Origin of the sequence: Neobacillus vireti (assembly GCF_036962465.1) — a bacterium.
GTDB classification, from domain to species: Bacteria; Bacillota; Bacilli; order Bacillales; family Cytobacillaceae; genus Neobacillus; species Neobacillus vireti_B.
The window spans coordinates 14582-29979 of sequence record NZ_JBALNF010000003.1 but is presented as its reverse complement, the minus strand read 5'-3'; the positions used below and the strand labels follow the sequence as shown (position 1 = coordinate 29979).

Below are 15398 nucleotides of genomic sequence, written 5' to 3'. Positions count from 1 at the left end.
TGCATCCTCGAATCCGCCCACGCACGAAGGAAATGCGATAGCATTTTCGAGGAGTCTTCGCCGCCTTCCGCTCCAATCAACGTGCTAAAAATCAACCACATCCTTTAACACAGCCAAAAAGTATAAAAAATAACTTTGAAAATTGTCCAGCTCCAGCCCCTGATCAAGGCGCTTGCGCTTTTCTCACATCAAATGCTTTAAAAACATTGTGGCTATCCCAAAGTAAGTCATGAGTGAGAAGATATCATTTAGTGTGGTAATTAACGGACCTGACGCCACAGCCGGATCAATCTTCATGCGGTATAGAATCAATGGAATAATCGTACCGGCGAGGGTGCCTATAATGAGCGTGAAAAAGAGTGAGGAACCTACGACAGCACCTAAAATTAAATTACCTTGCCAGATGTAGGCGATAATGGCGATAATGATCGCACAGATTATCCCAATTGTAATCCCGACACCAAGCTCTCGTGCAACTAACCGAGTAATCACCTTTCTATTGATATCTTGTGTAATCAGCCCTCTGACCACGACTGCGAGCGATTGGGTACCGGTATTTCCCGTCATCCCGGCAATCATCGGCATAAAGAAAGCGAGTGCTACAACTTTCTGCAGGGTCTCCTCAAAACTGCTAATGATTCTTCCAGAAATAACACCTATAAATAATAATAAAATCAGCCATGGTAACCGCCTCGCTGCGGCAACCAATGTTTTTGTTTCGAAGTCAATCGATTTCCCTGAAGCTGATAATTTCTCAATATCCTCATTCGCTTCCTGGATGAAAATATCAATAATGTCATCGACCGTCACAATCCCGACTAAGACATTATTTTCATCTACAACAGGTATGGCTAGGAAATCATATCGTTCAGCCGTTTGGGCTACGACTTCCTGGTCGGTGGTAACGGAAACGGCAATCACTCGTTCATACATAATGTCACGGATTTTTTCCGCCGGTTCGGCCAGTAATAAATCGCGGTAGGAGACAACTCCTACCAGCTTCCGGGCCTCATCAATGACATACAGGTAGTTGATCGATTCAGCAAACTCGGCAAATATTTTAAACTTGTCTACGGCTTCCCTGACAGTAAAATAGTCACGAATCCAGACAAAGCGATTGGTCATAATTCGCCCAGCCGTTTCCGGCGGGTAATTCATGATGCCTTGAACGGCATGGGACTCTTCCTTTTTCATCCCCGATAAAAGTGAATCCTTTTTTTCTGGGGATAATTCATTTAACAACAGGGCTAAATCGTCATTGTCCATTAAGTCTAAAACTTTAGTGGATTTTTCAATTCCAAGAATATTTAATAGTCCAAGCTGTTCCTCCTTATCCAGCTCCTCCATTAAGTCTGCTAATACATCAGTGCTTAAAAATAGTAAAAATCTGCCCTTATGCTTTTCCGGCAGGTCCTCATAAATTTTAGCCACATCATAGGGCTGGAGCTCCTCAAGGATTGTTTTAAATTCAGTTTTTTTATTTTCCTTTAGAGTCTTAATGATATAAAGGCTAATTTCATCTGCAGTCATATTTTTTATCATATTAAAATTGCCCCTTTCTGTGGGTGCCTTAAAAATTAGCTGTTAAAAATGGTAGAGGAACAAATAATAAAGACTAAGATATATAAAATAGTATGTGTAATTGCTGAAAATTTTTTGTAAAAGAAATGAAATATGCTATTAGGCCTATAATTTGATAAAATAAGGAAGGACTTACAAAAATAAAATTGGAATTTTTATGGAAACTGTCCATTAACATATTACATGTGGTTGATCGGAGGAGTTTGGCTTTGAAAAAGCATCATCAAGACATACGGGATCTTATCTATGTACATCTTAATCAATCCGACCAGTATGTCATGTCCTACGGTATTGAATTCAGCGAATTTGCTGCTGCTTTTTCAGGTTCATTAAATCATCTGCTTTTACTCAAGCACCGTTTTGATGATGCTGATTTTAATATGCATACCCTGCTCGATTATTGTCCGGACGACCGAATTGATAAGTTAGCAGCGGAGGATGTTTACGGTTACGGAAACTTTTGCTGGATTGATTTTACTGAGGAAGAAGGATTGAATGAACTTTCAGGTCAGGAATTAGCTGAATTATTATACCTAGGACATCAGAAGCAACATTTAAAGCTGCCATTTTACAATAAACTAGGCAATCGCTTTGTTTATTTAGCCCATGATGATGGTTGGTATAACAAAATTTATTATCGGAGCTTTAAGGACTTTTTCCACTTACTAAGTGAAGTAATTTCCGTTAAGCTTGGGGAACTTAAGCTTGAAAAAACGATCCTTGGGATCAGAAAGAAACGGAGTTATCCGCAGGTCAATAAAGAATATCTTCTCTCGTTAACACCGTTTATGAAAGAGGGTATTTGTATATCCTTACGTGATGCGGAACACCAACGGACAAGAATTGATATTCCAATTTGGGTCATGGGTGATTTTGACAATATGGATGATATGTATGAGGAGTATCAACACATTTCCAATAAGCCATACCATGCCAAACTCAGCTTTGATAAGAGAACAAAAGAGTGGAAGCTCAATGTCCTATAAGATAGAAAAACAGTCCTAGAGGCAGGACTGTTTTTCTTATAAATGGAAGCTGATTCTTTCCTAGCTTTCGTCTTAATCGTGCTTTATAAGCAGGCCGGATCATTCAACATGGTGACAAATGCTGATAGACGGTATTGAAGCAAGCACTAGGCATCATAAAATACTACATAAGGGAAAAAAACATCAAAAACAGGTCTGCGACATTTCCTTTCTTAATTAGTAAAATGTTAAAATAAAATGTGATAGAGAATTTGGAGGAATAGAAATGAAAACAAAATTAGGTTTGTTATATGGAGGGAAATCTGCTGAGCATAAAGTTTCCTTACAGACAGCTCTAGCTGTCATTCGAGCATTAGACCTTGAGAAATTTGAAATTTACCCCATTTATATAAACGTTGAAGGACAGTGGATTAAAGGGCCGCAGCTGCTTGAGCCGGTTGAAAATGTTCAAGCACTTGAATTCACCAATGCACCCCAATTATCCCCTTTATCATTGGCGCCTGCCCTTTTTCAAGCCGGTCAGCAAGATGCTGCAGCGATTGATGTTATTTTTCCATTACTGCATGGCCCAAATGGTGAAGACGGGACCGTCCAAGGTTTATTAGAACTGCTCAATTTGCCGTATGTAGGAAATGGAGTTCTTGCTTCAGCTGCTGGTATGGATAAAGTGTTGATGAAAAATATTTTTGCACAAGCAGGGCTGGCTCAAGTTGACTATGTTTCTTTCATCAAAAGTGAATGGACGAAGGCGAAGGAAGAGGCCTATACTCGTGTAGAAGAGCAGCTTGGGTATCCATGCTTTGTTAAACCAGCAAACCTTGGCTCTAGTGTGGGAATCAGCAAATGTACCAATCGTGCTGAATTAGATGCTGCCTTTGGTGAAGCCTTCCAATTTGACCGGAAAGTCATTATTGAACAAGGAGTCGTCGCCCGTGAGGTTGAAATTGCGGTTCTTGGCAATGATGAACCGGAATGTTCTGTAGCCGGTGAGATCGTTCCGAAGAAGGATTTTTATGATTACAAAGCGAAGTATGAAGATGGGGAAACAGCGTTAATTATCCCTGCTGATGTGACCAAAGAAGAGTATGCGCAAATGAAGGAGATGGCCGTTCGTGCGTTTAAGGCACTGGACTGTTCTGGACTTGTTCGTGCTGATTTCTTCTTAACAAAGGATGGCAAAGCATTCATTAATGAGGTAAATACGATGCCAGGCTTTACCCCTTTCAGTATGTTTCCGCTTTTATGGAAGCATACAGGCTTAGAGTATCCGCAGTTGATTGAACGACTTGTTCAGCTTGCGCAAGAACGACATGCGGAGAAACAGCAGATTAAGTATACGTTTTAATTAAAATAATGGAGACACGGCTCAGATGCCGTGTCCGTTTCTATTTAGCAATTAGAAAAAGGAGGGCAACCAATTGATCAAACGTTCTTTGAAACAGATTTCAGACATGGCCTCCGCCATAAATGATATTACCCCATATGCTGATGTTGTCATTGAGGGGGTTACCATCGACACGCGAAAAGTTCAAGCAGGAAATTTATTTGTACCCTTTAAAGGTGAACATGCCGACGGTCACAAATATGTAGAAGAGGCAATCAAAAAGGGGGCAGCAGCTGCTCTATGGCAAAAGGATGTCCCTAATCCGCCGCAAGGACTGCCAATCTTACTTGTTGACGATTGCCTTGTTGCTTTGCAGGAGATGGCGCGAAAATATCGACAGGAATTATCCGTTAAAGTAGTGGGGATTACGGGCAGTAATGGTAAAACCACTACAAAGGATATGACAGCAAGTTTATTATCCACCCAGTTTAAGGTTCAAAAGACTGAAGGGAACTACAACAACCATCTTGGTCTCCCCTTAACGGTTTTAGGATTAAGTGAGGAGACTGAAATTGCAGTATTGGAGATGGGAATGAGCGGCCGTGGGGAAATTGCCTTCCTGACAAAACTTGCCTGCCCGGATGCCGTGGTGATTACCAACATCGGGGAATCTCACTTGCTTGACTTGGGTTCAAGAGAAGCGATAGCCGAAGCAAAACTTGAAATACTTCAAGGGCTCCGTGATGGTGGACTTGCCGTACTCCACGGTGATGAGCCTTTATTAATGGAGCGGATCTTCCAATATAAAGGGAATATTAATATCCAAACCTTTGGAAGAAATGTAACGAATGATCTTTATCCTAAGGATATAACCCAAATCGAGCAAGGCAACTCCTTTAAAATTAATGTATCAGAGACGACCTTTGAACTTCCGGTTCTCGGCACACATAATATTTTAAATGCACTAGCCGCAATGTTGATTGCCCGTTATTTTTCGATTCCATTTGAAAAAATGAATCCAGGGTTGGCTAACATTAAGCTTACAAACATGCGTATGGAACTTGTTGAAGGAAAACAAGGTGAAAAGATTATCAACGATGCTTATAATGCGAGCCCAACATCAATGATGGCAGCGATTGAATTGGTATCCAATCTTCAAGGCTATAAACGAAAAATTCTCGTGCTCGGAGATATGCTCGAGCTCGGGCCGCAGGAAGAACAGTACCATCTGCAAATAGGCTCAGGGCTAAATCCTGAAAAAATTGATTATCTGTTCACCTATGGTGAGTTAGGCGGACATATTGCCAAAGGAGCCCGTCAAGCTTTAGGCGAGAATCAGGTATTTGCTTTTAGAGATAAGTCAAAACTGATTGAAAAGCTAAAAACATATGTAGATGAAACCACACTTGTTCTTGTTAAAGCTTCACGCGGAATGAGATTAGAGGAGATTGTTCAATCCTTACAAAAGAAGTAAAGGGATGGGCAGGTGAGAATATGATTGGCTGCTTACTGATTCATGGCTTTACGGGTGCTCCTTATGAAGTCGAGCCTCTGGCAGAGTTTTTAAAAGAACGAACTGACTGGAAAATTAGTGTCCCTACACTGCCGGGGCATGGTGCTCCCGGCTCCCTAAAGGGGGTGCACTATCAAGATTGGATCAATCATGCTGAGGCTGAATTGACGAAACTGATTGATTCCTGTGACACGGTATTTGTGGTTGGTTTTTCAATGGGAGGAATGATAGCCAGCTATCTTGCCGCCCAATACCCTGTGGACAAGCTTATTCTTTTGAGTGCAGCTGCTTACTATGTTAACCTCAAGCAATTAGCAGTTGATATCAAAGAGATGATAAAAGATTCCCTGTGCGGAAAATTACAAGAAAATGAATTATTTCTCCGTTATAAACGAAAAATAACAGAAACACCCTTTGCGGCTACCTTGCAATTCCGCAGGCTTGTTTCTTTTATTAAACCTCTACTGCATCAGGTAAACGTGCCAACCTTTATTGCACAAGGGGAGTGTGACGGGATTGTGCCGCCTAAAAGCGCTGAATATTTATTCCATACGATAAGTGCCAAACAGAAAAAACTCTCCCTTTTCAAGCATTCCAAGCATCTTATTTGCCACTGTGATGAACGGGTTACCCTATTTTCTCAAGTGCTGAATTTTTTAATGGAGAAAAGGACTATTTAAAGTACAAGATTGGTTTAAAACATGTCTTTATTGCAAAATAATAGAAATAGTGGTATGATATTCATCAACGTGTCTAAAGAACGATGATTGAAGGGCATACTCTTTTGGAGAATGTCTTTTTTTTGGTAAAATAAAGAAGTAATATTACCGCATTTTGATGCGTATGTTTGTATATTCAGCACTTATATACCAAATATTTTCATATAGATGAAGGAGAATGAACACATTGACAAAGTTTGAAGAATTAGGCATAAGTCAAGCCACTTTAAAAGCTGTCCTCAAAATGGGTTTTGAGGAAGCTACACCAATCCAATCAGAGACGATTCCGTTGGGGCTAAAAGGTATAGATTTGATCGGGCAAGCTCAAACAGGAACAGGTAAAACAGCTGCTTTTGGAATTCCGTTGGTGGAAAAGGTTGACGTAAAAATGGATGCCATCCAAGGAATTATTATCGCCCCAACTCGTGAGTTAGCGATCCAGGTTTCAGAAGAACTGTATAAAATCGGGGCAGGAAAAAGAGTTCGCGTTCTGCCAATTTATGGTGGCCAGGATATCAGCCGCCAGATTCGCTCTCTAAAGAAGGCTCCACATATTATTGTTGGAACCCCTGGACGTGTATTAGACCACATTAATCGGAAAACAATGCGTCTTGATACTGTTAATACTGTTATTCTTGATGAAGCAGATGAAATGTTGAACATGGGATTCATCGAAGATATTGAATCGATTCTTGCTTCAACACCTGCAGAGCGCCAAACGCTATTGTTCTCTGCAACAATGCCTGGACCTATTCAAAGAATGGCAGAAAAATTCATGAAGGATCCGCAAATTGTTCGTGTAAAAACGAAAGAAATGACCGTTCCTTTAATTGAACAATATTACATTGAAGTGCAAGAAAGAAATAAATTTGACGTGTTAACAAGACTTCTTGATATTCAATCACCGGAACTTGCCATTGTTTTTGGCCGGACCAAGCGACGTGTTGATGAATTATCGGAAGCATTGACTTTAAGAGGATATACAGCCGAAGGTATTCATGGCGATTTAACTCAAGCAAAGCGTATGTCCGTCCTGCGTAAGTTTAAAGAAGGAACAGTTGATGTCCTTGTTGCAACGGATGTAGCAGCAAGGGGCTTGGATATTTCAGGCGTTACACATGTATATAACTTTGATATTCCGCAGGATCCGGAGAGCTACGTTCACCGTATCGGCCGTACTGGCCGTGCCGGAAAGACGGGTGTTGCGATGACTTTCATCACACCACGTGAGAAATCTTACCTTGCCGTTGTAGAAAAAACAACGAAGAGAAAGATGGAAAGAATGCAAGCTCCAACCCTTGATGAGGCTTTGGAAGGTCAACAACGTGCAGTTGTAGATAAAATTGTACAAACAATTGAATCCAACAACCTTCATTATTACAAAGCAGCAGCACAAGAATTATTAGATGGCAATGATGCTCAAACCGTTGTGGCTGCAGTCTTAAAGATGTTAACAAAAGAGCCTGATACTACTCCTGTTAAATTAACAGAAGAATCTCCGCTGCCACAAAAAAGAGATAGAAAACAGTTTGATCGAGGAGACCGTCGTAGAAGAGATGACTCTAGAGGTTCATACAACTCTGATCGTAACCGAAAAAAAGCACCAGTAAAACCAAGAAGCGGTGAAAAGCGAACTGGCGGTAAGACATCAAAGCCAAGAAGCTATAACCATCAATAAATGTAAAAAGAGCAAGGACTGGATCCTTGCTCTTTTTTTGATTCTCGATTGATTAATCGGTCGGCTGTTTCTTCATATTTTTCTTAATGGTATCCATCAGAAGATATAATAAGGGGATGGACTCTACACAAAGGGCAAAGGTAGGCCATGAGTGTTCATAAACACCACTAAGACTTGCAAAGTTCTCCGCCATAGTTATCGACATGGAAATCATAACGGCTGCTAATGAAAATGTTAAAGGCCTATAATCTTTTAGTTTTAATAACTGGGCAAGAATATGAACCGCCAAATAAAAGAAAAAGCTAATTTTGATATAAACCATTGTAGACCAAACAGCGATTAATAGCGGATCTAAGTTCTCGATAAATTCAGCAATTTTAATGTATCGAACCATCTCTAATATTGGGAAAGCTAAATGAGTCGTTAAATTTGGGCCAAAAAGAAGGATTAAAAAACTAATATAGAGGATAATCAGACTAATCGAAAAGAATATCGCCCAGAAAAGCGATCTTCTTGTTTTTTTCTTATCCATTATATAGGGATAGATAAAAATTAATAGGACTATCTCGCTGAAAAAGGGCGAGATAAAATAACTTCCTTGTAAAATACCATGGATATCATGATTGGTTATGAATGCGATCGAACGCTCCCATCTTAGCTCTCTCCCAACAAAGACAGTGTTTAAAAGAATAGCTAGGATGGTGATAAAAAATAAACCTTGAGCGGATCGAAATAACGTCACGATACCTAATCGAGCCATTATGGCAACAGTACCACCAAAAAGAATCCCAATCGCCCAGTTTGGGGTTTCCGGCAGATAGACTTGGATAATGAAGTCCTCATACTCTCTTAACATAAAGGCACTGCCGTGAAAGCAAAAAAAGAACATTGCCCCCATAAGGAGGAGGTGGACCCAGTAAGGAAAGATTTCTTTTCCATAAGTCACAATAAATTGATCTGGTCTTCGATTGGCAAGTTTTATTCCTATAAAGGCTTGAGCAACTGCACTTAAACCTCCGATAAAAATGACAATTAAGGAATCATATTGTGTCATTTTAACGAGTTGGACCGAAGAAAACCCAACAAATGTTGAGAAGAAAAAGAGAATTAAAAAATGGATGATTTGATGTTGAGAAATCCCCTCAGTTTTCAACGAGTGCCCCACCTAACTTATAATCTTGTCTTGCAGCGGTCTAAAAAGGATTTCAATTAATTCATTGGGATTCAAGCTATACTTGAAGAGATGTGTAAAAATACAATAACAGAAAGAAACACCCATAATACCTAAAACAATGAAGAACGTTCTTTTTTTGCGCTTTCGATTCTTAAGGTAATTCCATTCGTAAAAAAAGATAATCATGAAAAATATAATAATGATAATCATGGGCTTAGTTCCTTTGTCCAAAATGGATTATTCTCTGTACCCCTTCTTTTTATCTTTAGATCTACGTAGATATTAAGCTTTACTTTGTCTTGATAAAGTGACGACCAATTCCTTGCTGACTTTTTCCATATTTTTGGTTTATACCATGATAAATATTCACCAAATTGAAAGGCATCTGCACCTGCTTTTTTAGAGGCGGTAAAGGCTGCCTCAATTCTTTCTTTTATATCTTTTTCTGCAATTAATTCTAATTTTTTAATAGTTGTCTCCTTACTCAAATCGATTGATGAGTCCGATTCGGAAAGGTCATCTTCGACACTGAAGTGAACATCAAACGTATATGGTTCGCTTTTTGAAGGATGAATTTTTGCTTTTGCCTGCAATACGGTTAAGTTAATTTCTTTGTGGTCAGTTGGTGATTGAATCGTAACTAGTGCACGCTTGATCGTGTTTCGGAGCCACAAGGCCCCTCGTCCTTCATAAGAGGATAGCTTACCGACCATTTTGTAATTTTTAAATAAAGCGACTCCATCTGTACCAACCCATACAACTTTTTTTCCATTCTCACTAACCATTTTGCGTTTTCCTACTTTTAAAATACTGACGGCCATATCACCATTTACTGTTTCAAGAAAGTCCTTAGGTGTAGTTAAAAGTGCAATATCATTTTTGGTGAAACCTAACAGTATTCGTGATTGCGACCGCTCAAAGGTTGGAACCATATTAATAATATCCTTTGCCTTTCCAGGTGTTACAAACATAGCTAGATTGATGTTAAGGCTGGGTTCACGAATAATAAATTCCAATATCTTGGTTATTCCCTCCCTAGCCATTTCTTGACCAATAATCACAAGTTTCGCTTGTCCAAAACTAATTTTTCTCGGCAAATCAACCTGCATTTTATGAAAGGCTTGTGATACATTTGTGCCTGAATAAGTTAAGGTTGCATAAGGTTTCCCTAATGACAGCATTCCGCCTGATTGACCTGTAGCAAGTCGATTGGGGAGTGGGAAGGTTAAGGTTACTTCAATATTGCCATTTTTCCCTTTATCCACTAGGATGGTTGAGACAAACGCTCGATCGTTTATTTCTACACGAGACCAACAGCCTGTTAAAAAAAATATGCTTACTACCATCGTTAAAAATAAAGCTTTAATCAATCTTCATCTTCCTCTTCAAATGGATAGTTGATATTGGACCTTTGCGAATCACTTGTTCCGGTGAATGAAGGGCGGCGTCTCATTAACCACCAAGGTACACGTAAGATTGTATCCTTTAAATCTCTAACACGTAATGGCGCTATAGGGGCCATATACGGCATGCCGAAAGAGCGCAGGTGTACCAAGTGAATATAAATAAGGAGACAGCCAATCATCAATCCAAATATGCCAAAACTCCCAGACAAGAACATAATAGGAAAACGGAGCAGGCGAATTGAAAAACCCATATCAAAATACGGTACGATAAACGAGGCAATTCCTGTTAAAGAAACAATAATGACCATTGGTGCAGAAACAATTCCTGCTTGAACGGCTGCTTGCCCGATAACTAATGCACCTAATATGCTAATGGCCTGCCCGATTGCTTTTGGAATCCGAAGTCCGGCTTCTCTTAAGGCTTCAAATGTTAATTCCATAATAAGGGCCTCTATTAATGCTGGAAAGGGAACTAAATCCCTCGCTGCTGCTACACTCAATAATAGATCGGATGGAATCATCACAGGGTGAAAGGTGGTCAACGCAATATAGAAGGATGGAAACAGCAGTGATATAACTAAAAAAGCCATCCGCAGCCATCGGACGAAATTGGCGAAAACATATCGTTGATAATAATCTTCCGGTGATTGAAGAAACATAGTAAGGATAACCGGTACAATAAGAGGGATAGGTGTTCCATCTACAAAAATAACCACTCTTCCTTCGAGCAGGGCTGCAGCAACAACATCAGGACGCTCTGTTTTTTGTGACTGCGGAAAGGGTGATAATGGGAAATCATCAATATTCTCTTCTATATAACTGCTTCCTAATACACCATCCATTTGAATACGACCAATCCGCTGTCTCACTTCTTCGATGATTTCTGGCTTGCATATTCCTTCTAGGTAACCAATGACTACTTTTGTTTTTGTATAATCCCCTAACACAAGCTGTTCCATTTTTAAGGAGGGCGACTTGATCTTCCTGCGAATAAGGGTAATGTTCGTATGAATATCCTCAACAAATGCTTCTCTAGGACCTCTGATTACATTTTCATTTGCAGGCTCACTGATGGCTCTTTTCTCAAATTTTTGTAATGGGAAGGCAAGCATCCGCTGGTCACCTTCGAAAAAAATTAGTATATTTCCATCAAGGACAAGTTCTACTGCCTTTTGCATATCGGTCAGAACACTGCTTGACATCGAGCTAATCAATTTTAATTCAAGTAATTTGTGAATAAATTCCTTTTGTGTGGAGGCAAAATGCTCATTCACGATGTGGGTTAGGACCTGCTCATCAAATAACGCTTCATCGACCATATTCTGCAAGTAGACAATACCGCAGCGGGTACGTTTAGCGGTTAATTCGTAGATTGTGATATCTGAACATTGATGGAATGATTGCTTCAGCCATTTAAAGCGGGTGTCAAAATCTTCTCCTAAAAAAACTTGTTCAGGAGGTTTGTTGTTAGGGTTTTGCTTTTTTTCTTTTGAAAAGAAGGGCATGGTGTTCACTCTCTCTGCAAACTTTTTTATAGATTTCCCTTTTTTGAGAAAATAATTTGTAGTTGAAATAGATCGTTAGGTGAGAATAAGGATATCGATAAATAGTAGGGGTGGAAAAAGATGATTGTAAAACTTGGGTATGTAGCAATGAGCGTAGAATTGCAGCATGCCTCGCCTTCCCAAACCATGACGTTTGCCCAATTCTCAAAAATTAAAGACCGCGAAGCTGCAATTCGGAAATTAGAAAGGATTGCTGAGTCTAATTTAGAAAATTGCCTGCGCCTTCTCAAGCATAATGTAGGGAATGACATTGAGTTTTTCCGTTTTAGCTCCCGGCTGATTCCACTCGCTAACCATGAGGAATTAGGGGACTGGAACTATATCAAGCCGCTAAAGGAGGTTCTTGGGAAGATTGCGGAATTTTTAAAGGGCCACTCGATGAGAGTCGATTTTCATCCGGACCACTTTGTTGTGTTAAATACTTTAGATAAAGAGATTCTAAAAAACTCTTTGAAGACATTATCGATGCATGAGGCTCTATTGAGGGGAATGGAGGTCAATCCTGAGCATCGGTGTGTGCTGCATGTTGGCGGAGGATACGATGATAAGGAAAAAGCACTGGAACAGTTTATTCATAATTGGGGCTACATTAAGCCTGGGATACAAAAGATGATTATGTTAGAAAATGATGACACGACGTTTACGGTCAAGGAGACGTTATATCTATGTGAGAAGTTAGGGATTCCGATGGTGTTTGATTACCATCACCACCTTGCGAACCATGAAGAGGGGGATTGGGTCTCGGATTGGGATCGGATTGTTTCGAGCTGGGATCATTCTGACCTTCCGATTAAGATGCATATTTCGAGTCCACGCTCGGAGAATGAGTTTCGAGCGCATGCTGATTATGTGGACCCGGAGATGTTTTTGACGTTTTTACATGAAGTGAAGGGGAGCGTACCTGAGCTTCATTGTATGATTGAAGCGAAGCAAAAGGATGGGGCGCTGTTTCAGCTGGTTCGGGATTTAAAGGAGCGGGACAGTTTGGAATGGCTGGATCAGACGAATTTTGTGGTGGATTAGGGGAGGGATGTTGTCTATTAGAGGCTCGGCTATTGGACACTTTAGAGGTTTTTTTCGGGAGTTTGTCTTATAGAGGTGTTCTATTCGACAATCCCCCTAATTTCATAAATTTTTTGTCCAATAGAAACTCGGCTATTGGACAAATTTTTGACTTTTTCTTTTGTAGTGTCCGATAGACAAACTCTATTGGACACTTTAGAGGTTCCACTACGGAATTTTATCTGATAGAACCGAGCTATTGGACAATCCTCCTAATTTCATAAATTTTTTGTCCAATAGAAACTCGGCTATTGGACAAATTTTTGATTTGGTTCCCGATAGTGTTCAATAGACCAATTCTATTGGACACTTTAGAGGTCCCACCTCGGAATATTGTCTGATAGAACCACAATCACCTAAACAATAAACAAAAAATAGCCCTCCTAACAAACGAAGGGCCATCTCATATAAACAAAACTTAAGCACGATAAGTCCGGCTGTATACGGTGTACTTATTAACCTTTTCTAAACTAGTTGAAAAACCAATTCCAGGAGTAGTAGGAAGGGTAATCTCTCCATTTTCAACCGTTACCTCAGGCTCAATGATATCCTCAGCCCAATAAAGAGACGAAGCTGCCGTATCACCGGGAAGAGTAAAATTCGGCAGAGAGGTGATTGCAATATTATGGGCCCGGCCGACCCCGGATTCCAGCATGCCGCCGCACCATACCGGGATATCATGGGCTTGGCAGAAATCATGAAGCTTACGCGATTCCGTTAACCCGCCAACCCGTCCAATTTTAATATTAATAATTTTACAGCTGCCAAGCTTTAGCGCTTTTCGCGCATCCTCAACAGAATGAATACTCTCATCTAAACAAATAGGGGTTTTCAGCCTTGCCTGTAAGTCGGCGTGATCAATAATATCATCATGAGCCAAAGGCTGCTCGATCATCATTAACTGATAATGGTCTAATGCAGTCAAGCGGTCCATATCATCGAGTGTATAAGCAGAATTGGCATCAGCCATTAGCGGAATATCAGGATATTCCTGACGAACCCGGTCAATTAAAGCCACATCCCAGCCTGGCCTGATTTTCAATTTTACCCGCTTATATCCTTCCGTGAGGCGTTCGCCAATCGTTTCAATCGTTTCCTCTATCGAATCTTTAATTCCGATACTGACACCAACATCAATCTTGGAACGATTACCACCCAGAGCTTGGGCCAGCGGCAAATTTTGCTCTTTCGCATACAAGTCCCAAACGGCACCCTCAATTGCTGCTTTCGCCATATTGTTGCCGCGCAGGTGAGCAAACCATTTTTCTGCCAGTTCATCGGGATGCTGAATTTCATTTCGTAAAACAATCGGGATCAAATAATCCTCTAAGATATGCCAATTGGTTTTGACCGTTTCTTCATTATAAAGCGGATCGAACATTGCTACCGATTCGGCCCAGCCTGAGAGGCCGTCCTCATTTTTGACTTCTACCAAAATAAAATCCTTATCATATTCGGTTCCAAAGCTAGTGGTAAAAGGGTAGAGTAAATCAAGTTTTAAATGTCTTAAAATGACTTGCTTAATTTTCATGCCAAACGTCTCCTTTAACGCTAAGGGTTACTGTTTAGTGAGAATATAGAAATTCACCGGAATCTCGGGATTGCTCATTTTTTTAAAACCGCTGACCTGCCAACCTTGGGTGAAAAGCCCAGAAAATGCGTCCCTCGTTCTCATCCGCCAATCTCTTGCAAGCTCGATGTCTGTATCGCGAATCGACCGATAGTTTTTTGGGACAGGAACAAACTGAACTGCATTATTATGTAAGTCCTCATTCCTAAAAGGCAATACAACAGGCAGTCCTTTATCATTAACATTCCACTGAACAAGCGAGTTCGCCAGGACAAAGTCTTGGTCGAAAGCATTCCCGATAGTATCCGCGTTTTTTTCACCATTAATATGCCATTCCACAAGAAAGCGGTCTGATGGGAGCCCGCTATTTAACAAATCCTCCATCTCGCCGTAGCAGTTTGGAAGATAAGTAGAGACAATACCGCCAAGTTTGGCAATATTTAAATATCCATTAACACTTTCAAGTGGATCATACGTCCAGGTAATGAGGGAGTAGCCAAGCTTTAATGCCTCATCACGCTGAGCAAGTTTTAGTTTTTCACCAATTCCTTTATTACGAAACAATTCATCTGTCCCTAGTATATGAGAGCAAAGATAGACAGACTTGCCGTTAAACCCAGGGAAGCTGTATTGAAACCCAATAAGCTCATCACCACTATAGGCACCAAGCACTAAACCGCCGTTTTTAACGGCGGTAATGGTTTGATGTGTGGGGATGGAGTCAGACTCACCCCAAATTTTACTTTCAAGTCTGCGGACAGCTTCTAACTCTGCAGTGCTAGATAGGGAGCGAATTTTGATCTCTTCTTTCATCAACGTT

Annotated in this window: 12 protein-coding genes; 6 read left to right on the top strand and 6 right to left on the bottom strand. The window is 40.4% G+C overall.

The features are described 5' to 3' along the window. Positions 1 to 183 precede the first annotated feature (183 nt). Positions 184 to 1542 (bottom strand): magnesium transporter, encoded by a 1359-nt coding sequence (mgtE, locus tag V7077_RS01780; RefSeq protein WP_335498124.1) that lies wholly within the window; start codon positions 1540 to 1542, stop codon positions 184 to 186. Positions 1543 to 1790: 248 nt separating this feature from the next. Between mgtE and V7077_RS01775 the strand changes: the two genes are divergently transcribed. The 5 genes from V7077_RS01775 to V7077_RS01755 all read left to right on the top strand — a co-directional run bounded on the left by V7077_RS01775 (position 1791) and on the right by V7077_RS01755 (position 7801). After that, a complete protein-coding gene (locus tag V7077_RS01775) occupies positions 1791 to 2567 on the top strand; it encodes a hypothetical protein (RefSeq protein WP_335498123.1) in 777 nt (258 codons plus the stop codon). Between the two features lie 265 nt (positions 2568 to 2832). Beyond that, on the top strand, positions 2833 to 3912 hold the full coding sequence (locus V7077_RS01770) for a D-alanine--D-alanine ligase (RefSeq protein ID WP_335498122.1): 1080 nt from the start codon (positions 2833 to 2835) through the stop codon (positions 3910 to 3912). 73 nt (positions 3913 to 3985) lie between these two features. Then, a complete protein-coding gene (locus V7077_RS01765; RefSeq protein WP_335498121.1) occupies positions 3986 to 5365 on the top strand; it encodes a UDP-N-acetylmuramoyl-tripeptide--D-alanyl-D-alanine ligase in 1380 nt (459 codons plus the stop codon). Between the two features lie 20 nt (positions 5366 to 5385). Further along, entirely contained in the window at positions 5386 to 6084 is a 699-nt protein-coding gene (locus V7077_RS01760) for an alpha/beta hydrolase (RefSeq protein ID WP_335498120.1), read from the top strand. 217 nt (positions 6085 to 6301) lie between these two features. Then, positions 6302 to 7801, top strand: a complete 1500-nt coding sequence (locus tag V7077_RS01755; protein ID WP_420489602.1) for a DEAD/DEAH box helicase — start codon at positions 6302 to 6304, stop codon at positions 7799 to 7801. A 52-nt stretch (positions 7802 to 7853) separates the two neighbouring features. On the opposite strand, the gene V7077_RS01750 is transcribed toward V7077_RS01755, so the two are convergent. From V7077_RS01750 to V7077_RS01740, 3 genes are all read right to left on the bottom strand, one after another. Continuing rightward, positions 7854 to 8954 carry a GerAB/ArcD/ProY family transporter gene (locus tag V7077_RS01750; RefSeq protein ID WP_335498118.1) on the bottom strand — a complete coding sequence of 367 codons (1101 nt, stop codon included), beginning with the start codon at positions 8952 to 8954 and terminating at the stop codon, positions 7854 to 7856. 227 nt (positions 8955 to 9181) lie between these two features. Continuing rightward, positions 9182 to 10345 (bottom strand): Ger(x)C family spore germination protein, encoded by a 1164-nt coding sequence (locus V7077_RS01745; protein WP_335498117.1) that lies wholly within the window; start codon positions 10343 to 10345, stop codon positions 9182 to 9184. Beyond that, entirely contained in the window at positions 10342 to 11886 is a 1545-nt protein-coding gene (locus V7077_RS01740; protein WP_335498116.1) for a spore germination protein, read from the bottom strand. The genes V7077_RS01745 and V7077_RS01740 overlap by 4 nt, the downstream gene beginning before the upstream one ends. A 120-nt stretch (positions 11887 to 12006) precedes the next feature. Between V7077_RS01740 and uvsE the strand changes: the two genes are divergently transcribed. Then, a complete protein-coding gene (uvsE, locus tag V7077_RS01735; RefSeq protein ID WP_335498115.1) occupies positions 12007 to 12969 on the top strand; it encodes a UV DNA damage repair endonuclease UvsE in 963 nt (320 codons plus the stop codon). Between the two features lie 457 nt (positions 12970 to 13426). Here the strand turns inward: uvsE and menC are convergent, their stop codons facing one another. Both menC and V7077_RS01725 read right to left on the bottom strand, forming a co-directional pair. Next, positions 13427 to 14539, bottom strand: coding sequence for an o-succinylbenzoate synthase (gene menC / locus V7077_RS01730; RefSeq protein ID WP_335498114.1), 1113 nt, complete (start codon positions 14537 to 14539; stop codon positions 13427 to 13429). Positions 14540 to 14566: 27 nt separating this feature from the next. Then, complete coding sequence (locus tag V7077_RS01725; protein ID WP_335498161.1) at positions 14567 to 15391, bottom strand: GNAT family N-acetyltransferase; 825 nt, start codon at positions 15389 to 15391, stop codon at positions 14567 to 14569. Between the last annotated feature and the right edge of the window lie 7 nt (positions 15392 to 15398).